This window comes from Citrobacter sp. wls710 (assembly GCF_005281115.1).
Taxonomy (GTDB): Bacteria; Pseudomonadota; Gammaproteobacteria; order Enterobacterales; family Enterobacteriaceae; genus Citrobacter; species Citrobacter werkmanii.
On the sequence record NZ_SZXD01000062.1, the window covers coordinates 43,998 to 65,456 of the forward strand.

General features: G+C 52.5%; 19 protein-coding genes and 1 pseudogene. 17 read left to right on the top strand and 3 right to left on the bottom strand.

Features of this window, described 5'->3' with window-relative positions:
- Positions 1-51: 51 nt before the first annotated feature.
- Both flgK and flgL read left to right on the top strand, forming a co-directional pair.
- Positions 52-1,704 carry a flagellar hook-associated protein FlgK gene (gene flgK, locus FDX14_RS23895; protein WP_042309197.1) on the top strand — a complete coding sequence of 551 codons (1,653 nt, stop codon included), beginning with the start codon at positions 52-54 and terminating at the stop codon, positions 1,702-1,704.
- A 14-nt stretch (positions 1,705-1,718) separates the two neighbouring features.
- Complete coding sequence (gene flgL / locus FDX14_RS23900; RefSeq protein WP_061381769.1) at positions 1,719-2,672, top strand: flagellar hook-associated protein FlgL; 954 nt, start codon at positions 1,719-1,721, stop codon at positions 2,670-2,672.
- A 77-nt stretch (positions 2,673-2,749) separates the two neighbouring features.
- On the opposite strand, the gene FDX14_RS23905 is transcribed toward flgL, so the two are convergent.
- Positions 2,750-3,949: an MFS transporter gene (locus FDX14_RS23905; RefSeq protein WP_137350378.1), complete on the bottom strand. Its 1,200-nt coding sequence runs from the start codon at positions 3,947-3,949 to the stop codon at positions 2,750-2,752.
- A gap of 110 nt (positions 3,950-4,059) precedes the next feature.
- On the opposite strand from FDX14_RS23905, the gene FDX14_RS23910 reads away from it, so the two are divergent.
- Positions 4,060-4,995 carry a LysR family transcriptional regulator gene (locus tag FDX14_RS23910; RefSeq protein WP_038639724.1) on the top strand — a complete coding sequence of 312 codons (936 nt, stop codon included), beginning with the start codon at positions 4,060-4,062 and terminating at the stop codon, positions 4,993-4,995.
- Positions 4,996-5,035: 40 nt separating this feature from the next.
- On the opposite strand, the gene rne is transcribed toward FDX14_RS23910, so the two are convergent.
- The gene (rne, locus tag FDX14_RS23915; protein WP_137350379.1) at positions 5,036-8,263 is read right to left on the bottom strand and encodes a ribonuclease E; all 3,228 of its coding nucleotides are present in this window, start codon (positions 8,261-8,263) and stop codon (positions 5,036-5,038) included.
- A gap of 574 nt (positions 8,264-8,837) precedes the next feature.
- On the opposite strand from rne, the gene rluC reads away from it, so the two are divergent.
- Positions 8,838-9,791 (top strand): 23S rRNA pseudouridine(955/2504/2580) synthase RluC, encoded by a 954-nt coding sequence (rluC, locus tag FDX14_RS23920; protein WP_170973616.1) that lies wholly within the window; start codon positions 8,838-8,840, stop codon positions 9,789-9,791.
- A gap of 82 nt (positions 9,792-9,873) precedes the next feature.
- On the opposite strand, the gene FDX14_RS23925 is transcribed toward rluC, so the two are convergent.
- Positions 9,874-10,458, bottom strand: coding sequence for a Maf family protein (locus tag FDX14_RS23925; RefSeq protein WP_042309189.1), 585 nt, complete (start codon positions 10,456-10,458; stop codon positions 9,874-9,876).
- Positions 10,459-10,655: 197 nt separating this feature from the next.
- Here FDX14_RS23925 and yceD point away from each other — a divergent pair, with 197 nt between their 5' ends.
- The 13 genes and pseudogenes from yceD (at position 10,656) to FDX14_RS23990 (ending at position 21,399) form a co-directional block, all read left to right on the top strand.
- Entirely contained in the window at positions 10,656-11,177 is a 522-nt protein-coding gene (yceD, locus tag FDX14_RS23930) for a 23S rRNA accumulation protein YceD (RefSeq protein WP_003036239.1), read from the top strand.
- Positions 11,178-11,193: 16 nt separating this feature from the next.
- On the top strand, positions 11,194-11,367 hold the full coding sequence (rpmF, locus tag FDX14_RS23935) for a 50S ribosomal protein L32 (protein ID WP_003036242.1): 174 nt from the start codon (positions 11,194-11,196) through the stop codon (positions 11,365-11,367).
- Positions 11,368-11,489: 122 nt separating this feature from the next.
- Positions 11,490-12,569 carry a phosphate acyltransferase PlsX gene (gene plsX, locus FDX14_RS23940; RefSeq protein ID WP_072014758.1) on the top strand — a complete coding sequence of 360 codons (1,080 nt, stop codon included), beginning with the start codon at positions 11,490-11,492 and terminating at the stop codon, positions 12,567-12,569.
- Between the two features lie 77 nt (positions 12,570-12,646).
- Positions 12,647-13,600: a beta-ketoacyl-ACP synthase III gene (locus FDX14_RS23945; RefSeq protein ID WP_006685075.1), complete on the top strand. Its 954-nt coding sequence runs from the start codon at positions 12,647-12,649 to the stop codon at positions 13,598-13,600.
- A gap of 15 nt (positions 13,601-13,615) precedes the next feature.
- Positions 13,616-14,545 carry an ACP S-malonyltransferase gene (fabD, locus tag FDX14_RS23950; protein WP_079224658.1) on the top strand — a complete coding sequence of 310 codons (930 nt, stop codon included), beginning with the start codon at positions 13,616-13,618 and terminating at the stop codon, positions 14,543-14,545.
- 12 nt (positions 14,546-14,557) lie between these two features.
- Positions 14,558-15,292 (top strand): 3-oxoacyl-ACP reductase FabG, encoded by a 735-nt coding sequence (fabG, locus tag FDX14_RS23955; protein ID WP_042309180.1) that lies wholly within the window; start codon positions 14,558-14,560, stop codon positions 15,290-15,292.
- A gap of 155 nt (positions 15,293-15,447) precedes the next feature.
- Entirely contained in the window at positions 15,448-15,684 is a 237-nt protein-coding gene (acpP, locus tag FDX14_RS23960; RefSeq protein ID WP_000103754.1) for an acyl carrier protein, read from the top strand.
- Between the two features lie 85 nt (positions 15,685-15,769).
- Positions 15,770-17,011, top strand: a complete 1,242-nt coding sequence (gene fabF, locus FDX14_RS23965; RefSeq protein ID WP_003036260.1) for a beta-ketoacyl-ACP synthase II — start codon at positions 15,770-15,772, stop codon at positions 17,009-17,011.
- A 136-nt stretch (positions 17,012-17,147) separates the two neighbouring features.
- A pseudogene (gene pabC, locus FDX14_RS23970) lies at positions 17,148-17,934 on the top strand (aminodeoxychorismate lyase).
- Between the two features lie 2 nt (positions 17,935-17,936).
- A complete protein-coding gene (gene yceG, locus FDX14_RS23975; protein ID WP_079224654.1) occupies positions 17,937-18,959 on the top strand; it encodes a cell division protein YceG in 1,023 nt (340 codons plus the stop codon).
- On the top strand, positions 18,949-19,590 hold the full coding sequence (gene tmk / locus FDX14_RS23980; RefSeq protein WP_042309174.1) for a dTMP kinase: 642 nt from the start codon (positions 18,949-18,951) through the stop codon (positions 19,588-19,590). The genes yceG and tmk overlap by 11 nt, the downstream gene beginning before the upstream one ends.
- On the top strand, positions 19,587-20,591 hold the full coding sequence (holB, locus tag FDX14_RS23985; RefSeq protein WP_061381763.1) for a DNA polymerase III subunit delta': 1,005 nt from the start codon (positions 19,587-19,589) through the stop codon (positions 20,589-20,591). The genes tmk and holB overlap by 4 nt, the downstream gene beginning before the upstream one ends.
- Positions 20,592-20,601: 10 nt before the next feature.
- A complete protein-coding gene (locus FDX14_RS23990) occupies positions 20,602-21,399 on the top strand; it encodes a metal-dependent hydrolase (RefSeq protein WP_137350381.1) in 798 nt (265 codons plus the stop codon).
- Positions 21,400-21,459: the final 60 nt, after the last annotated feature.

Genomic DNA, 21,459 nt, shown 5'->3' on the forward strand with positions numbered 1-21,459 from the left:
ACCGATCTGCTGCCGATAATAACGAGTATTGAAGGATTACAAGGAACCTCCATGTCCAGCTTGATTAATAACGCGATGAGTGGACTCAGCGCAGCGCAGGCCGCGTTGAACACTGCCAGTAATAACATCTCCAGCTATAACGTCGCCGGATATACACGGCAAACGACAATTATGGCGCAAGCGAACAGCACGCTGGGTGCGGGGGGCTGGGTAGGCAATGGCGTCTATGTTTCTGGCGTACAGCGCGAGTATGACTCGTTTATCACCAATCAGCTGCGGGCAGCGCAAAACCAGAGCAGCGGTCTGACGACGCGTTATGAGCAAATGTCGAAAATCGACAACCTGCTGTCCAGCAAAACCAGTTCGATTTCAACCTCAATGCAGGATTTTTTTACCAGTCTGCAAACTCTGGTCAGTAATGCTGAAGACCCGGCGGCACGCCAGGCGCTGATTGGTAAAGCTGATGGTTTGGTGAATCAGTTTAAAACGACCGATCAGTATCTACGCGATCAGGATAAGCAGGTTAATACCGCTATCAAAGCCAGCGTCGATCAGATCAACAACTACGCGAAACAAATCGCCAGCCTTAACGACCAGATTTCTCGTATGACTGGTGTCGGGGCTGGCGCATCCCCTAATGATTTGCTCGATCAGCGCGACCAACTGGTCAGTGAACTGAACCAGATTGTCGGCGTGGAAGTCAGCGTTCAGGACGGCGGCACTTACAACGTAACCATGGCGAATGGTTATTCACTGGTACAGGGCAGCAATGCGCGCCAACTGGCGGCAGTGCCCTCCAGTGACGATCCTTCGCGTACCACCGTTGCGTATGTAGATGGTGTTGCCGGAGCGGTTGAGATCCCTGAGAAATTGCTGAATACCGGTTCATTGGGTGGACTGCTCACCTTCCGTTCGCAGGAGCTGGATCAAACGCGTAACACGCTGGGCCAACTGGCGCTGGCATTTGCCGATGCGTTTAACACCCAGCATAAAGCAGGTTTTGATGCCAACGGCGATAAGGGCGAGAATTTCTTCGATATCGGCAGCCCGGTAGTGCTCAGCAACACGAAGAATAAAGGGACTGGTTCGCTTGATGTCAAAATGACGGACAGCTCTGCCGTGCAGGCAACAGATTATAAAATTGTGTTTGATGGCAAAGACTGGCAGGTGACTCGACTTGCCGACAACACCAGTTTTAAAGCCACCGTCACCGGTGGGAAAATGTCTTTTGACGGGATGGAGATCACCGTTAATGCTGGTGCGAAAGCGAATGACAGTTTCACCGTGAAACCGGTGAGCGACGCCATTATAGAAATGAAAGTCAAGGTGACAGACGAGTCGAAAATCGCCATGGCGTCAGAGAAAAATACGGATCCTACTGCAGATACAGGTGCAAGCGATAACCGTAACGGTCAGAAACTGCTGGATCTGCAAACCAAAGAAACTGTTGGTAATAAAACCTTTAACGACGCTTACGCCACCCTGGTGAGCGACGTGGGCAACAAAACGGCGACGCTGAAAACCAGCAGTACCACGCAAAACAATGTGGTCAAGCAACTTTATAACCAGCAACAGTCGATTTCCGGGGTAAACCTCGACGAAGAATACGGTAATTTGCAGCGTTATCAGCAGTATTACCTGGCTAACGCACAGGTATTGCAAACTGCGAATGCGTTGTTTGATGCATTGATTAATATTCGCTAAGGGAGAGGGACACAATGCGTATCAGCACCCAGATGATGTACCAGCAGAATATGCGTGGCATCACTAACTCTCAGGCTGAATGGATGAAGTTCGGCGAGCAGATGTCGACCGGCAAACGCGTGATCAGCCCGTCTGACGATCCGATTGCCGCCTCGCAGGCCGTCGTGCTTTCTCAGGCTCAGGCGCAGAACAGCCAGTATACGCTGGCGCGCACATTCGCTACGCAGAAAGTCTCGCTGGAAGAGAACGTACTGAGCCAGGTAACAACGGCTATTCAGGCTGCGCAGGAGAAAATTGTTTATGCCGGGAATGGTACATTAAGTGATGATGACCGTGCATCGTTGGCCACTGATTTACAGGGGATCCGCGATCAACTGATGAACCTGGCGAACAGCACCGATGGCAATGGTCGCTATATTTTTGGCGGCTACAAAACAGAATCCGCGCCGTTTGCGCAGGCTGATGGTTCCTACAGTGGCGGTACCACAAATGTGACCCAGCAGGTTGATGCTTCCCGTACCATGGTCATTGGTCACACGGGCGATAAAATCTTCGCCAACCTGACCAGCAACGCCGTACCGGAACCACCGGGTAGCACTCAGGAAAAGAACCTGTTCAAAATGCTGGATAGCGCGATTGCAGAGCTAAAAATTCCTATTGCGGGTGATGATGTGGCAAAGGAGAAAGCCGCAGCAGCTATCGATAAAACCAATCGTGGCCTGAAAAACTCACTGAATAACGTGCTTTCCGTTCGCGCAGAATTAGGTACCCAGCTTAGTGAATTAAGCTCGCTGGATTCATTGGGAGCCGATCGTGCGTTAGGGCAAACCCAACAGATGAGTAACCTGGTGGATGTCGACTGGAATGCGGCGATTTCATCCTACGTCATGCAGCAGGCCGCACTTCAGGCTTCTTATAAAACATTTACCGACATGCAGGGAATGTCGTTATTCCAGCTTAATCGGTAATAACCCTTTTTGAACATATCTTGAAACTGGGTATGTTTGTCTGCCCGCTCCCTTAACACCCCGGAGCGGGCATTTTTTTAGGCTACCGTTGTTTTACTAATCGCCAGATTTCCCGTCAGTCTTATCACCAGCGCCAGCGCACCACTGATGGTTGCCAGCGTCACCACACCTTCCCAGTTTGCCAGCGCATAGACCTGACTCCCGAGAACCGACCCCAGCGCCATACCAATGAACACCATAGTAAACAGCAGCGCATTCAGACGACCCCGGGCCTGAGGCTCCAGGCTATAAACCAGGTTCTGGTGGGCAACCAGGCTGGATTGCAATCCGAGATCAAAACCGATCGCCGAAAGAGCAATCAGCAGCCATTGTCCTTGTACTGGTAGAGCAGGTAACAAGAACATCAGTGCGAAGGAGACGGTTACCAGCAAAGCACCTAACTGCGTCACTTTTGCTGCGCCCACTTTATCGGCAAGATGACCTGCCAGCGGTGCAGCAAGCGCACCGGCGGCTCCCGCGATACCAAACGCGCCCGCCATAGCGCTACCCATGTGGTAATGTTCAGATAACATCACCGCCAGCGTGGACCAAAAAGCGCTAAAAGCTATGGACAGAAAGCCCTGTGCCAGCGCCGCGCGGCGCAATGCGGGATACCGTTGCCAGAGCTGCGCCATAGAGAGCATCAATGACGGATAGCTCAGTGTGGAATGGGCCGTAAAACGAGGCAGCGCCTTCCACATAATTACGGTAATCATGGCAATACTGGCGGCGGCAAGTTGGTACATCTCACGCCAGCCAAACGCTTCACCCACCAGTCCGCTGACGGTACGCGAGAGTAAAATCCCCAACAGCAGACCAGTCATCACCGTGCCCACCGTTTTTCCCTGTTTACCTTCCGGCGCCAGAATAGCCGCCGCGGGAACGATATCCTGCGCCATCGTTGCCGCCATGCCCATCAACAGGCTCACTATTAGCAGTGAATGCAACTGCCCGGTAAAACTGCATGCCAGAAGCAATAGGGCAAGAGAGATACTTTTCAGCAGGATTAATGTCCGGCGGTCATAACGATCGCCCAATGGCAATAAAAACAAAATACCAAGCGCGTATCCCGCCTGGGTCAGCGTTGGAACCAGTCCCATGCCGGTGATACTTAAGTTCAGATCCTGACCCATTAAAGGCAGAAGGGGCTGGGCATAGTAGATAGCAGCGACACTGAATCCGGCACCTGATGCCAGAACGAAAATGACCCAACGGGAAAGTGCGGTGTGTGTGTTCACAAATGATTCCTCAATCACAGGATGTGCGGCTATTTTTATCCTTCTGCGGGTGGTGCGGTAGCGAGCGCAGTGGTAAAACAGTTATACGCCGGGCGTATGAAGAAAATGATATGATAAAAACTGAACGTATAGATAGGGTGGAGCTAATGCGCACGTTTGTGCGCATCGTTGAAGCAGGATCGCTTTCGGCAGCGGCAAAACAGATGGGAACAACGCAAGCGACCGTAAGCCGACGGTTACAATCCCTGGAAACCCTGCTGGGTGTGAAACTGATCATGCGTACCACGCATGCGATGAAATTAACCGACGATGGAGAGCGTGGTTACCAGCACGCCAAAAATATCATCGATGCCTGGCTGGCGCTGGAAGATGGACTTAATGTCACGGAAGATGAACCTGTGGGGACGTTGCGCGTACGGGCGCCGCATGCGTTTGGACAGCAACAGCTCCTTGAGCCGCTTTTGCAGTTTCTTTCGCGCTATCCACAGTTATCGGTGGAGTGGATGCTTAACGACAAAACCGTTGATTTTCTCAGCGATAATATTGATTGCGCGATTCGGGTTGGCGCGGAAGTCGATCCGGCCACGGTTTCAGTTTTACTGGCTGAAGTTCCCCGTAGCATGGTGGCGAGTCCTGTATTGCTGGAGCAATATGGTGAAATTTCGCACCCTGAGCAGTTATCCGTGCTGCCGTGGATTGCAGTAAACACGTTTTTTCAGCATAGCGTTTCGTTGCTACACCAGGCGCGCAATGAACCTGTCACGCTGACTATTTCACCCAGATTAAGTACTGACAGTATTTATGTGGCAAGAAATGCCGCGCTGGCGGGGCTGGGGGTGACGATTGTTTCAAGCTGGATGGTTGAAGAAGATATCGCCAACGGACGTTTAGTTATGCTGCTACCCGAGTGGCGGGCAGCCTCGTTGCCGGTGCATCTGGTTTATCCCTGGGCGCGTTACTATCCGACACGGTTGCGCAAATTTTTAGCGTTAATGAAGGATGTTATGCCGCAATTAACCGGGATGAAACGCGTAGAGCCGATATAAAAAAGCCGACCCTAAGGTCGGCTTTGAGGTTGATTATGGCTTATTCAACCGGCTGCGGGCGTGTTGCTGGCGCAGTGGCCTGATGCGTGGCGCTGTGTCCACCCGCAGCGCCTTTACCTTCAAAGGTGAACGCCGGGCGCTGCCAGTCGCTATGACGCGGCGCTTCTGGCACATATTCCGGCGCCGGAGCGCGGGTCATCGGCGCAGTCGCATGGCTGTGAAGGTGCTCGGCGTCAACGCTTGTTGCGACAACTTCAGCCTTAACGACCTCAGCTTCTGCAACCGGCGCGGCAACAACTTCCTGCGGCGCAGCGACTTCTTCCACAGTCGGCGCTACTTCCGCAACTTCTTCAACCACCTCCGGCTGGGAGACGACGATTTCCGCAGGCTCTTCAACCGCGACTTCAGCTACAGGTTCAGCTTCAGCGGCGATTTCTTCAGCTACAGGCGCGTCAGATTCAGCGATAATTTGCGGTTGTTCTTCTACCGGGGTCGCAATGACTTCCGGATGCGTGGTTTCAACAACGGCAATCTGAGGTTCCGCTACAACTTCCTCCGGCTGCACGGCTTCAACCGGCGCAGGAGTGTCCACAATGTGCTCAACGGCAGCCGCGGCAACCTGAGGCTCTACCGCGACAGAAGCAGTTTGCTCCTGGCGAATTTCCTGCTCGCGTTGGTCTCCAAACTGCTGCTCCTGCGGACGAGCAATAGGGTAGCTGATCCATACTTTACCGGACGCTAATTCAGGAGAAGCACAGGCGACGGTTAGCGGCATTGGAGACTGAACCGGATAACGCTCGTCACGATAACGACGACGACGCTGTCCACTTACGCGCAGATGGCGAGGGGAACGGCGGGAACGACGCGGCATACCGTTGGAGTCACGCGCTTCGCTGTTGTCTTCCTGCTCAGGTGCGACAACGGCTGGCAGATCAACTTTCGCCAGTTCGGTACGCGGAGCCTGTACGGACTGCTCAACGGGTTGAGCGACAACGACCTCAGCTGCCACCGCGGCAGTTGCCACTTCGGCTTCAACCGCCGCGCTGTCCGTGTAACGAACTTTTTGGTTCAACTGACGCTGTTTACGACGAGTCTGAGGCTGACGTACGCGCTCTTCCTGCTCGGTATCCTGCGCTGGCTGTTCAGCCAGGTTCAGCTCTTTAACTTCCTGCTGCGCCTGACGCTTGTCATCGTTGCGGCGGCGGTTGCGCTCACGACGTGGAGTCTGCTGCTCATCACCTGATTTCGCTTTGTCTGCGACATCACTGGACTGCTGGCGATTATCGCGTGCTTCCGCATTTTGCTGCTGGGCCTGACGACGGTTACGACGATTGTCATCGCGGTTTTCGCCGTTTTCAGCACGTTCGTTACGGTTATCACGATCGCCACGGCTATCGCGGTTATCACGACGATCGTTACGATCGCGGCGATTATTTTGACGCGGTTTACGGCGGTCCTGCTGACGTTCCGTCTTCTCTTCAGCTTTCGGTGCAGGTTGTTCAACCGGCTTCGCTTCTTCGTTACCGCCGAAGATAGACTTCAGTGCGCTGAAGAAACGGCTAATCAGACCTGGCTGAGAGGCTGTTGCTGCGGTGGCGGCAGCAGCTTTAGGCGCGGCGGCTTTAACAACGGGCTCTTGCACGGTTGGAGCTGGCGGCACGTCTGGCATAGCAAAGGTCGCGAGTGCTGGTTGCTCTGGCTGCTTACGCTCGACATACTCTTGTTCTGACGGCAGTTCCATTGCTTCTTCGTGCAACTTCGGCAGCAAGTAGCTCAGGGTTGGCGTTTCTTCGCCTTTGCGGACGCGCAGCACGGAATAGTGCGGGGTTTCCATCTGATCGTTTGGCACGATCACACAGCGTACGCCATTCTGACGCGTTTCTATAGCGTTGACCGCAGTACGCTTTTCGTTGAGCAGATAAGAGGCAATCGGCACAGGAACGATAGCGTGAACTTCCTGGGTATTCTCTTTCAGTGCTTCTTCTTCGATCAGACGCAGAATAGACAGCGACAGCGATTCGTTATCACGCACGGTGCCGGTGCCGGAGCAGCGCGGGCAGACATGATGGCTGGACTCACCCAGTGACGGGCTCAGACGCTGACGGGACATTTCCAGCAGGCCGAAACGAGAAATATGGCTGATCTGAATACGCGCTCGGTCCTGACGCACGGCCTCACGCAGACGGTTTTCCACCGCACGCTGGTGGCGAACCGGTGTCATATCGATAAAGTCGATAACAATCAGGCCGCCGAGGTCGCGCAGACGCAGCTGACGAGCAATTTCATCGGCTGCTTCCAGGTTGGTGTTGAATGCGGTTTCTTCGATGTCGCCACCGCGCGTAGCGCGTGCGGAGTTGATATCGATAGCGGTAAGGGCTTCAGTGCTGTCGATGACGATGGAGCCGCCGGACGGCAGACGCACTTCGCGCTGGAACGCAGACTCAATTTGAGATTCAATTTGGTAGTGGCTGAACAGCGGGATTTCACCGGTGTACAGTTTGATTTTGCTGCTGAAATCAGGACGACCCAGCGCGGCGATGTGCTGACGCGCCATCTCCATGACTTTTGGGTTATCGATGAGAATTTCGCCGATGTCCTGACGTAAATAGTCACGGAACGCGCGAACGATGACGTTGCTTTCCTGGTGGATCAGGAATGGAGCAGGGCGGCTGTCAGCGGCTTTTTGAATGGCTTCCCAGTGTTTCAGGCGGAAGCTCAGGTCCCACTGCAGCGCTTCGGCGGATTTGCCGACGCCTGCGGTACGCACGATAAGCCCCATGCCATCAGGCAATTCCAGGCTTGCCAGCGCTTCTTTTAATTCGGTACGATCGTCGCCTTCAATACGACGGGAGATGCCGCCCGCGCGCGGGTTGTTCGGCATCAGAACCAGATAACTACCCGCCAGGCTGATAAAGGTGGTCAGCGCAGCGCCTTTATTGCCGCGTTCTTCTTTATCGATCTGAACGATGACTTCCTGACCTTCACGCAACACATCTTTAATGTTGGGACGACCATGGGAGTTGTAGTTAGCGGGGAAGTATTCGCGGGCAATTTCTTTTAACGGAAGGAAACCGTGACGTTCAGCGCCGTAATCAACAAAAGCAGCTTCCAGACTCGGTTCAATACGGGTAATTTTACCTTTATAGATGTTGGCTTTTTTCTGTTCGTGTCCAGGACTTTCGATATCCAGATCGTACAGACGTTGCCCATCTACAAGGGCTACACGCAACTCTTCCTGCTGAGTCGCGTTAATTAACATTCTTTTCATCGTAACTTACTCATTATTCTTACATTGACGACTAAGCTGCGGGCAGAGTAATGCCTTTCCGGGTGTGAACCGATGGCCTCGTGTCTATTCGCGTCGCCAACCTCACGGTTATCGTCAGCTCAAAGAGGCGCAGAGTGTCGGTTGCCTGTATTTCATACGGAAACACAGCGCAATTATCAGGGGAACAGTCTGGGTGTTACTCTCCAGAAAAGCTTCCTTATTACCGGTAAGGACTGCAACCCGCAGCCCGCTAACTGCCTGAAAGATCAATACGTCTTACGCCATTGCTGCGTTGATGATCGGTCGGGCAAAATTGGGTCATTCCGGAAAAGGTCTTGTTTTAACAAGATTCAACACGGAAACAACCTCATTATTCCACTGCTAACCTTGTTATAGCAAGATGACTTTTGCCATTTATCACCCGGTTACTCACAGTTTTTTCACTTCCGCGTAGTGATTGGTTTAATAACCACCAAATCGGCTATGTCAAACTTAAGTAATAGGGTATAGCAGTTAATATAAGCATAGAAAAATGTGTGGCGCGAATCTTGATGGCTATTTAAAATCGGCCCCCATGAAAACAGAGACTCCAGCCGTAAAAACAGTTGCCATTACTGCCGACGAAGCAGGGCAACGCATTGACAACTTTTTGCGTACTCAACTCAAGGGTGTGCCGAAAAGTATGATTTATCGCATTTTGCGTAAAGGCGAAGTGCGGGTGAATAAAAAGCGCATTAAACCCGAGTACAAACTCGAAGATGGGGACATCGTGCGTATTCCACCTGTGCGTGTCGCCGAACGTGAAGAAGAGACTATTTCCCCAAATCTGCAGAAGGTTGCGGCGCTGACTGATGTCATTTTATATGAAGATGATCATATTCTGGTGCTTAACAAACCTTCAGGAACGGCCGTACATGGCGGAAGCGGATTAAGCTTTGGTGTTATTGAAGGCTTACGCGCGTTACGTCCGGAAGCGCGTTTCCTCGAACTGGTGCATCGCCTGGACCGGGATACCTCCGGTGTGCTGCTGGTTGCTAAAAAACGCTCAGCCTTACGTTCGTTACATGAACAGCTGCGTGAAAAAGGGATGCAAAAAGACTATCTGGCGCTGGTGAGAGGCCAGTGGCAGTCGCATGTCAAAACCGTGCAGGCGCCGCTGTTGAAGAACATTTTGCAAAGCGGCGAGCGTATCGTGCGGGTGAATCAGGAAGGCAAACCGTCGGAAACACGCTTTAAGGTGGAAGAGCGCTATGCGTTTGCCACGCTTGTGCGCTGTAGCCCGGTCACAGGGCGCACGCACCAGATCCGTGTGCATACCCAATATGCCGGGCATCCGATAGCCTTTGACGATCGCTATGGCGACCGTGAGTTCGATAAACAACTCGCGGATACCGGACTGAACAGGCTGTTCCTTCACGCCGCGGCGTTAAAATTCACCCATCCGGGGACGGGCGAAGTGATGCGTGTTGAAGCGCCGCTGGATAAGCAGTTGAAGCGCTGCCTTGAGGTGTTACGCAGCAAAGCCTGATGCGCGTTGCTTATCAGGCCTACAATCGCGTTATGTGCTGTAGGCCTGACAAGACGCATCGCGTCGCCATCAGGCAGATTAACTAGGCGTTCAGCGGGTTCATCTCTTCCCGGCGCAGCATTTGACACAATGCGATCAGCGGCAGGCCGATCAGCGTATTTGGGTCGCGGCCCTCAAGACGCTCAAAGAGAGCAATACCTAACCCCTCACTTTTAAAACTACCGGCACAATGTAGCGGGCGTTCTTTGCGCAAGTAATCATCAATTTCCGCTTCGCTTAAATGCCGAAAATGAACATCGAACGGCTCGACCTCAGTTTGTAAATGTCCGGTAGCTGAATTATAAAGCGCCAGTCCGGTGTAAAACGTCACAATATTGCCACGGGCTTTGAGTAATTGTTGGCGCGCATTTTCTTCTGTTAATGGTTTGCCGGTTATTTCACCATCAAGAACACAAATTTGATCGGAGCCAATAATCAGATGCGCTGGATAACGGTGAGCGAGAGATTGCGCTTTTTGTTGCGCCAGTCGCGAGACTAAATGGCGTGGTGCTTCGCCGGGTAACGGCGTTTCATCCACCTCGGGAGCCGCGCATTCGAACGGAATTGCCAGTTTTTCAAGTAAAGCGCGACGCCAGGGAGAGGTCGAGGCAAGTATAAGTTGAGGCATATTTTTCCCCTCGCATATAGCGTATTGATGAGAGCCATTTTAAACTATGGACTTCGTCCTACAAGCTGGCTGTATTGGCTTGTCTTGAGCGATTTTAAGTCGATGACCCGCAATGTGTGCGAATTATTGGCAAAAGGCAACCTCAGGCTGCCTTTTTCTTTGACTATATGACGTTACAAAGTTAATATGCGCGCCCTATGCAAAAGGTAAAATTACCCCTGACTCTTGATCCGGTTCGTACGGCTCAAAAACGCCTCGATTATGAAGGTATCTATACTTCTGATCTGGTTGAGCGCGTCGCTGATTCTGTAGTCAGTGTGGACAGTGATGTGGAATGCTCCATGTCGTTCGCTATCGATAACCAGCGCCTTGCCGTTATAACCGGCGATGCAAAAGTGTCGGTTACGCTCGAATGTCAGCGTTGCGGGAAACCGTTCCCACTTCATGTTCACACAACATATTGTTTTAGTCCTGTCCGTTCTGACGAGCAGGCTGAAGCACTCCCGGAAGCGTATGAGCCGATTGAGGTTAACGAGTTCGGTGAAATCGATCTGCTTGCAATGGTTGAAGATGAGATTATCCTCTCCTTGCCGGTAGTTCCGGTGCATGATTCTGAACACTGTGAAGTGTCCGAGGCGGACATGGTCTTTGGTGAATTGCCTGATGAAGCGCAAAAACCAAACCCATTTGCCGTATTAGCCAGCTTAAAGCGTAAGTAATTGAGGAGTAAGGTCCATGGCCGTACAACAGAATAAACCAACCCGTTCCAAACGTGGCATGCGTCGTTCTCATGACGCTCTGACCGCAGTCACCAGCCTGTCTGTAGACAAAACTTCTGGTGAACAACACCTGCGTCACCACATCACTGCCGACGGTTTCTACCGTGGCCGTAAGGTAATCGCTAAGTAATCACGCATGACTCAATGGATTTCCCGCTTCGGTGAGAAAGACAGAGAGCGCAAGCGTGATGAAGCTTAGTGAGGCTTTCCCCGGGTAACTGGGGAAACACCTAACCGGGCAGCGACGATACCTTGACACGTCTAACCCTGGCGTTAGATGTCATGGGGGGAGATTTTGGCCCTACCGTGACAGTGCCTGCAGCATTGCAGGCACTGAATTCTAATTCGCAACTCACACTTCTTTTAGTCGGGGATCCCGATACAATCACGCCATTACTTGCCAAAGCTGACTTCGAACAACGTTCACGTCTGCAGATTATCCCTGCTCAGTCAGTTATTGCCAGTGATGCCCGGCCCTCGCAAGCTATTCGCGCCAGTCGTGGAAGCTCAATGCGTGTTGCCCTGGAGCTCGTGAAAGAAGGTCGAGCGCAAGCCTGTGTGAGCGCCGGTAATACGGGCGCGCTAATGGGACTTGCGAAGTTATTGCTCAAACCTCTTGAGGGCATTGAGCGTCCTGCGCTGGTGACGGTTTTACCGCATCAACAAAAGGGCAAAACGGTGGTGCTGGATTTAGGCGCTAACGTGGATTGTGATAGCACGATGTTGGTGCAATTTGCCGTCATGGGTTCCGTCCTGGCAGAAGAAGTCGTTGGGATTGCTAATCCTCGCGTTGCGTTGCTCAACATCGGCGAAGAAGAAACTAAAGGTCTCGACAGTATTCGGGATGCTTCTGCAGTGCTAAAAACAATCCCTTCCATTAACTATATAGGCTATCTTGAAGCCAATGAGTTACTGACTGGCAAAACCGATGTGCTGGTCTGTGACGGCTTTACCGGCAATGTCACATTAAAGACGATGGAAGGGGTTGTCAGAATGTTCCTTTCACTGCTGAAATCTCAGGGTGAGAGCAAGAAACGGTCGTGGTGGCTGCTTTTATTAAAACGTTGGTTACAAAAAAGCCTGACAAGGCGATTTAGTCACCTCAACCCCGACCAGTATAATGGCGCCTGTCTGTTAGGATTGCGCGGCACGGTGATTAAGAGTCATGGTGCAGCTAATCAGCGAGCATTTGAGGTCGCGATTGAACAGGCAGTGCAGGCGGTGCAGCGACAAGTTCCTCAGCGAATTGCCGCTCGCCTGGAATCTGTATACCCAGCTGGATTCGAACTGCTGGACGATGGCGAAAGCGCAAACTCACGGGCGCACAGATAACAGTGCGTTTGTGAATGCTGCCAGCGTACCGGCGTTTTGCTCGTGGCGGTATATAACCAAAAAGTGACTGAGCGTACATGTATACGAAGATTATTGGTACCGGCAGCTATCTGCCTGAACAAGTGCGTACTAACGCCGATTTGGAAAAAATGGTCGAGACATCTGATGAGTGGATCGTCACTCGTACAGGTATCCGTGAACGCCACATTGCAGCGCCAAATGAAACAGTTGCGACGATGGGCTTTGCCGCCGCAAACCGTGCACTGGAAATGGCGGGCATCGACAAAGAAGAAATTGGTCTGATTGTGGTTGCCACCACATCATCCACACACGCATTTCCAAGCGCGGCATGCCAGATCCAAAGTATGCTGGGGATCAAAGGCTGTCCGGCGTTTGACGTTGCGGCCGCTTGTGCGGGTTTTACCTATGCCCTGAGTGTTGCTGACCAGTACGTTAAGTCTGGCGCAGTGAAGCATGCGCTGGTCGTGGGGTCTGATGTCCTGGCTCGTACCTGTGATCCAACCGATCGTGGAACGATCATTATCTTTGGTGACGGCGCGGGCGCGGTGGTACTGAGCGCATCCGAAGAGCCGGGCATTCTCTCCACGCATCTGCACGCTGATGGTCGCTACGGTGAGTTGTTGACGCTTCCTAACGCCGATCGCGTAAATCCGGATAACCCGATTCACCTGACGATGGCGGGTAACGAAGTATTTAAAGTCGCGGTGACCGAGCTTGCCCACATCGTTGATGAAACGCTGGAAGCCAATAATCTAGACCGTTCTGCGCTGGACTGGCTGGTGCCGCATCAGGCAAACCTGCGCATTATCAGCGCGACAGCGAAAAAGCTGGGCATGTCGATGGATAATGTCGTCGTTACACTGGACAGACATGGCAATACGTCCGCGGCTTCCGTACCGTGCGCACTGGACGAAGCCGTCCGCGACGGGCGTATCAAAGCCGGGCAGTTGATATTGCTTGAAGCCTTCGGGGGTGGATTCACCTGGGGCTCCGCGCTGGTTCGTTTCTAGTATAAGGATTTTAACATGACGCAATTTGCATTTGTGTTTCCGGGGCAGGGTTCCCAGACCGTTGGGATGTTGTCTGAAATGGCAGCAAGCTACCCAATTGTTGAAGAAACTTTTGCTGAAGCATCAGCTGCGCTGGGCTATGATCTGTGGGCGCTGACTCAGCAAGGTCCGGCAGAAGAACTGAATAAAACCTGGCAGACGCAGCCAGCGCTATTGGCTGCGTCTGTCGCGCTGTATCGCGTATGGCAGCAGCAGGGGGGTAAAACACCTGCGCTGATGGCAGGTCACAGCCTGGGCGAATACTCTGCGCTGGTATGTGCGGGCGTAATGGGTTTTGCCGATGCCGTCCGTCTGGTTGAACTGCGCGGCAAATTCATGCAGGAAGCCGTACCGGAAGGTACTGGCGGCATGTCTGCGATTATTGGTCTGGACGATGCATCTATCGCTAAAGCGTGTGAAGAGTCTGCCGAAGGGCAGGTCGTTTCTCCGGTTAACTTCAACTCGCCGGGCCAGGTGGTTATCGCCGGGCATAAAGAAGCCGTAGAACGTGCAGGGGCTGCCTGTAAAGCCGCTGGCGCCAAGCGTGCGCTGCCGTTGCCGGTCAGCGTGCCTTCTCACTGCGCGCTGATGAAGCCTGCCGCTGAGAAACTGGCCGTTGAATTGCAAAAAATCACTTTCAACGCGCCGACTGTTCCAGTTGTGAACAACGTCGACGTGAAGTGTGAAACTACCGCAGACGCGATTCGCGATGCGCTGGTTCGTCAACTGTACAGCCCGGTTCAGTGGACCAAAACCGTTGAATTTATGGCATCGCAGGGCGTAGAGCACCTGTATGAAGTGGGGCCAGGTAAAGTTCTCACCGGTTTGACGAAACGTATTGTTGACACCCTGACCGCTTCGGCACTGAATGAGCCGGCAGCGCTGTCTGCGGCGCTAGAGCAATAAAAGAGGAAGCCCATGAATTTTGAAGGAAAAATCGCGCTGGTAACCGGTGCAAGCCGTGGAATTGGCCGCGCAATTGCTGAGACACTCGTTGCCCGTGGCGCGAAAGTTATCGGTACTGCAACCAGTGAAAACGGCGCGCAGGCCATTAGCGATTACTTAGGTGCAAATGGTAAAGGTCTGATGTTGAATGTGACCGATCCGGCATCTATCGAATCTGTTCTGGAAAATATTCGCGCAGAATTTGGTGAAGTCGATATTCTGGTCAATAATGCCGGGATTACTCGTGATAACCTGTTAATGCGCATGAAAGATGACGAGTGGAACGATATCATCGAAACCAACCTGTCATCTGTTTTCCGTCTGTCAAAAGCGGTAATGCGAGCTATGATGAAAAAGCGTCATGGGCGTATTATCACTATCGGTTCTGTGGTTGGTACCATGGGAAATGCGGGTCAGGCTAACTACGCTGCGGCGAAAGCAGGTCTGATCGGCTTCAGTAAATCACTGGCGCGCGAAGTTGCGTCCCGTGGTATTACTGTAAACGTTGTTGCTCCGGGCTTTATTGAAACGGACATGACGCGTGCGCTGTCTGACGATCAGCGTGCGGGTATCCTGGCGCAGGTTCCTGCGGGTCGCCTTGGTGGCGCTCAGGAAATCGCCAGTGCGGTTGCATTTTTAGCTTCTGACGAAGCAAGTTACATCACAGGTGAGACTTTGCACGTCAACGGCGGGATGTACATGGTTTAACCACGATTGAAAAATATTTGCGTTATTAGTGGGAATGGCCTCAAAATAACGTAAAATCGTGGTAAGACCTGCCGGGATTTAGTTGCAAATTTTTCAACATTTTATACACTACGAAAACCATCGCGAAAGCGAGTTTTGATAGGAAATTTAAGAGTATGAGCACTATCGAAGAACGCGTTAAGAAAATTATCGGCGAACAGCTGGGCGTTAAGCAGGAAGAAGTTACCAACAATGCTTCCTTCGTTGAAGACCTGGGCGCAGATTCTCTTGACACCGTTGAGCTGGTAATGGCTCTGGAAGAAGAGTTTGATACTGAGATTCCGGACGAAGAAGCTGAGAAAATCACTACCGTTCAGGCTGCCATTGATTACATCAACGGCCACCAGGCGTAAGTGAACATCTCCAGGCGGTCATTCGACCGCCTGAGTTTTATCTTTTTATCCCACTTGAATTATTTTCCCTCCCTGGAGGACAACCGTGTCTAAGCGTCGTGTAGTTGTGACCGGACTGGGCATGTTGTCTCCTGTCGGCAATACCGTAGAGTCTACCTGGAAAGCTCTCCTTGCCGGTCAGAGTGGCATCAGCCTGATCGACCATTTCGATACTAGCGCCTATGCAACGAAATTTGCTGGCTTAGTAAAGGATTTTAACTGTGAAGACATTATCTCGCGCAAAGAACAGCGCAAGATGGATGCTTTCATTCAATATGGAATTGTCGCTGGCGTTCAGGCCATGCAGGATTCTGGCCTCGAAATTACGGAAGAGAACGCCCACCGTATTGGCGCCGCTATTGGCTCCGGTATTGGCGGCCTCGGTCTGATCGAAGAAAACCATACCTCTTTGGTAAACGGTGGACCACGTAAGATCAGCCCGTTCTTCGTTCCGTCGACGATTGTTAACATGGTGGCAGGTCACCTGACCATCATGTACGGCCTGCAAGGGCCAAGCATCTCCATCGCGACCGCCTGTACTTCAGGCGTACATAACATCGGTCATGCCGCACGTATCATTGCATACGGTGATGCAGACGCGATGGTTGCGGGTGGTGCTGAAAAAGCCAGTACGCCGCTGGGCGTGGGTGGCTTTGGCGCGGCACGTGCGCTGTCTACGCGTAATGATAACCCGCAAGCGGCAAGCCGCCCATGGGATAAAGAGCGTGATGGCTTTGTGCTGGGCGACGGCGCAGGCATGGTGGTACTGGAAGAGTACGAGCATGCGAAAGCGCGCGGCGCAAAAATCTATGCTGAAGTTGTTGGCTTTGGTATGAGCAGCGATGCTTACCACATGACGTCACCACCGGAAAACGGTGCAGGCGCTGCGCTGGCAATGGTCAACGCACTGCGTGATGCGGCTATCGAAGCGGGTCAGATCGGCTATGTCAACGCGCATGGTACGTCTACTCCTGCAGGCGATAAAGCTGAAACCCAGGCAGTGAAATCTGTCTTTGGCGATGCAGCGAGCCGTGTGATGGTAAGCTCAACCAAATCCATGACCGGGCACCTGTTAGGCGCTGCGGGCGCGGTAGAGTCTATTTTCTCTATCCTGGCGCTGCGCGATCAGGCTATTCCGCCAACCATCAACCTGGATAACCCGGATGAAGGTTGTGACCTGGACTTCGTTCCTCACGAAGCGCGTCAGGTGAGTGGTTTGGAATATGCTCTGTGTAACTCCTTCGGCTTCGGTGGTACCAACGGTTCTTTGATCTTTAAAAAGATTTAAGTCCCGTCAGTTGATGCGTTAGCAACGAAATAAAACTGAAAAGGTCCGCTTGTCGGGCCTTTTTTTATTCGGTTTTTCGCCCTTGTCCTGTGTTACTCATCCTGCCAAACTAGCGGACCAGATATAAGGAGCCTCCATGTTCTTAATTAATGGCCGCGAGCAAAATCTGCTGGCCGCAAGCGATCGAGCGACTCAATTTGGTGATGGTTGTTTTACTACCGCGCGAATTATCGACGGTAAAATTTGCCTCTTTGCAGCGCATCTTGCGCGTTTACAAGACGCTTGCCAAAAGTTGCTGATCTCTTTCGAACAATGGCCAGAGCTGCAAGATGAAATGAAAATCCTGGCGCAAGGACACGCGCGTGGCGTATTGAAAGTCATTATTAGCCGCGGTAGCGGCGGGTCACAACGCCACCCGTATTCTCTCTGTTTCAGCCTGGCCCGAACATTACGATCGTTGGCGCCATGAAGGGATTACGCTGGCGTTGAGTCCAGTGCGTCTGGGCCGTAATCCGCTGATTGCCGGACTTAAGCATCTGAATCGCCTGGAGCAGGTATTGATTCGCTCTCATCTTGAGCAGACGGATGCCGATGAAGCGCTGGTTCTTGACAGCGAGGGATGGGTTACGGAATGCTGTGCGGCTAATTTGTTCTGGCGTAAAGGTAATGTGGTTTACACTCCCCGGTTGGATCAGGCCGGAGTGAACGGCATTATGCGACAATTCTGTATCCGTATGCTGGCACAATCACCGTTCAGTCTTGTCGAAGTGTATGCCGGGTTGGAGGAGATTATGCAAGCCGATGAAATCGTCGTCTGTAACGCATTAATGCCGGTTATTCCCGTGCGGACCTGTGGCGGCACGTTGTTGTCTTCACGTTTATTATTCGATTTTTTAGCCCCACTTTGTGAGCACCCGAATTAGTCATGAAAAAACTGTTACTCGTTGTCCTGTTATTGCTGGTTGTGCTGGGCATTGCCGCGGGAGTGGGAATGTGGAAAGTTCGCCATCTGGCGGACAGTAAGTTATTGATTAAAGAAGAGACCATTTTTACGCTGAAAGCGGGTACAGGCCGTCTGGCTCTCGGTGAACAGCTATATGTGGATAAGGTCATCAATCGTCCGCGTGTGTTCCAGTGGCTGCTGCGTGTGGAACCAGACCTGTCGCATTTTAAGGCGGGTACCTATCGCCTGACGCCTGACATGACGGTGCGAGAAATGCTGCTACTGCTGGAAAGCGGTAAAGAGGCGCAGTTCCCGTTACGCCTGGTGGAAGGGATGCGCCTGAGTGATTACCTCAAACAACTGCGCGATGCGCCCTATATCAAACATACGCTGAGTGACGATAACTACGAGACTGTCGCTCAGGCGCTGAAGCTGGAAAACCCGCAGTGGGTGGAAGGCTGGTTCTGGCCCGATACCTGGATGTATACCGCTAATACGACCGACGTAGCACTGCTAAAACGTGCGCATCAAAAGATGGTTAAAGCGGTGGATACCGTCTGGGAAGGGCGCGCTGATGGCTTGCCTTATCAGGATAAAAATCAGCTAGTGACAATGGCCTCGATTATTGAAAAAGAAACCGCGGTTGCTAGCGAGCGTGACCAGGTGGCATCGGTCTTTATTAACCGCTTACGTATTGGCATGCGTTTACAAACCGATCCGACGGTGATTTACGGGATGGGGACACGGTATAATGGCAAATTATCGCGTGTGGATTTAGAAACGCCAACCGCCTATAACACCTACACCATCACCGGGCTGCCGCCTGGCCCGATTGCCATGCCGGGAGAGGCCTCGTTGCAGGCTGCCGCACATCCGGCAAAAACGCCGTATCTCTATTTCGTGGCAGATGGTAAAGGCGGCCACACATTTAACACCAATCTTGTCAGCCATAACCGGTCAGTACAGGATTACCTGAAAGTGCTTAAGGAAAAAAATGGGCAGTAACTATATCGTCATCGAGGGCCTGGAAGGCGCCGGAAAAACCACTGCGCGTAATGTGGTGGTAGAGACACTTGAGCAACTCGGTATTCGTGACATGGTTTTTACCCGCGAGCCTGGTGGAACGCAGCTCGCTGAGAAACTAAGAAGTCTGGTGCTGGACATTAAGTCGGTGGGTGACGAGGTCATTACCGACAAAGCCGAAGTCCTGATGTTTTACGCCGCGCGCGTACAGTTGGTCGAAACCGTTATTAAACCTGCTCTGGCGAGAGGCGCATGGGTCATTGGCGATCGTCACGACCTGTCGACCCAGGCGTATCAGGGCGGTGGCCGCGGCATTGATCAAAATATGCTGGCAACGCTGCGTGATGCGGTACTCGGAAATTTTCGTCCGGACCTGACGCTCTATCTGGATGTCACTCCAGAAGTCGGATTGAAGCGTGCGCGTGCGCGCGGCGAACTGGACCGTATTGAACAGGAATCTTTCGATTTCTTTAATCGCACCCGAGCGCGCTATCTTGAGCTGGCTGCCAAAGACGCCAGCATTCGTACTATCGACGCTACGCAGCCGCTGGAGGCTGTGATGGCTGATATCCGCAATACCGTTACCCAGTGGGTGAAGGAGCAGGGCGCATGAAATGGTATCCATGGTTACGACCTGATTTTGAGAAGCTGGTAGCGAGCTACCAGGCCGGTCGTGGTCACCATGCGTTACTGATTCAGGCGTTACCCGGCATGGGCGACGATGCGCTGATTTACGCGCTCAGTCGCTATTTAATGTGTCAGCAGCCGGAAGGACATAAAAGCTGCGGACACTGCCGCGGCTGTCAGCTGATGCAGGCGGGAACGCATCCGGACTACTATTCGCTGCTGCCGGAAAAAGGTAAAAGCACGCTCGGGGTTGATGCGGTACGCGAAGTCAGTGAGAAACTGTACGAGCATTCACGCCTGGGCGGGGCGAAAGTGGTGTGGATCCCGGATGCCGCCCAGTTAACCGACGCCGCCGCTAATGCGTTGCTGAAAACGCTGGAAGAGCCTCCGGCGCAGACCTGGTTCTTCCTCGCCAGTCGAGAGCCTGCGCGTTTATTGGCCACGCTACGTAGCCGCTGTCGGTTACATCACCTTGCACCACCGGCAGAGTCGTACGCTATCTCCTGGCTTAGTCGTGAAGTGACGTTGTCACCGGAAGCATTGTTGAGCGCATTACGTCTGAGTGCGGGATCGCCGGGTGCGGCATTAACGTTACTGCAGGACGCAAGCTGGACGCACCGCACAGATTTCCTCGCTGCGCTGGCGAACACCCTGCATTCAGGCGACTGGTATATCCTGTTAACGGCGCTTAACCACGATCAGGCTGCCGCTCGTTTACACTGGCTGGCAACGCTGCTGACGGATGCTCTAAAGCGTCCCTATGGGGTTTCCCATTTAACCAATCCTGATGCTCAGGATCTCATCTCTTCTATCGCAGAGCGGTTATCCGTCGCCCAGATACAGGCGATACTCGGTGATGTTTGTCATTGCCGTCAGCAGTTGCTGAACGTGACGGGTTTAAACCGTGAACTGGTGTTAACCGATCTTATCCTTCGTATTGAGCATTACCTGCAACCGGGCACCGTACTGCCTGTTCCTCATCTTTGAGAGAGACATTATGTTTTTAGTCGACTCACACTGCCATCTTGATGGCCTGGATTATCAATCTCTGCATAAGGACGTGGATGACGTGTTGGCGAAAGCAGCCGCACGCGATGTGAAATTTTGTCTTGCCGTCGCGACAACCCTGCCGGGATACCGCAGTATGCGTGAACTGGTTGGCCAACGTGACAACGTGGTTTTCTCCTGCGGTGTGCATCCGTTAAATCAGGATGAAACTTATGATGTTGAAGACCTGCGTCGTTTTGCCGCCGAAGACGGTGTGGTAGCGATGGGAGAAACCGGGCTGGATTATTTTTACACGCCGGAAACGAAGGTGCGCCAGCAGGAATCTTTCATCCACCATATTCAGATTGGCCACGAGTTACAGAAACCGGTTATCGTGCATACCCGTGATGCCCGAGCCGATACATTATCAATTCTGCGCCAAGAAAAGGTGACGGATTGTGGCGGCGTACTACACTGTTTTACAGAGGACAGAGAAACGGCGGGCAAATTGCTGGATCTCGGCTTTTATATCTCGTTTTCCGGCATCGTCACGTTCCGTAATGCTGACCAACTGCGTGATGCTGCCCGTTATGTTCCTCTGGATCGTTTGTTAGTTGAGACGGATTCTCCGTACCTTGCGCCGGTGCCGCATCGTGGAAAAGAGAACCAACCTGCCATGACGCGTGACGTTGCGGAGTATATGGCCGTAGTGAAAGGTGTTGCCGTGGAAGAACTGGCGCAGGCAACCACTGATAACTTTGCCCGCCTGTTTCACATCGATGCTTCTCGCCTGCAATCAGTCCGTTAACTGACTTTTTTTAAAGCTCGTAATTAATAACTAAAGCGAGTAAAGTTCACCGCCACAAAA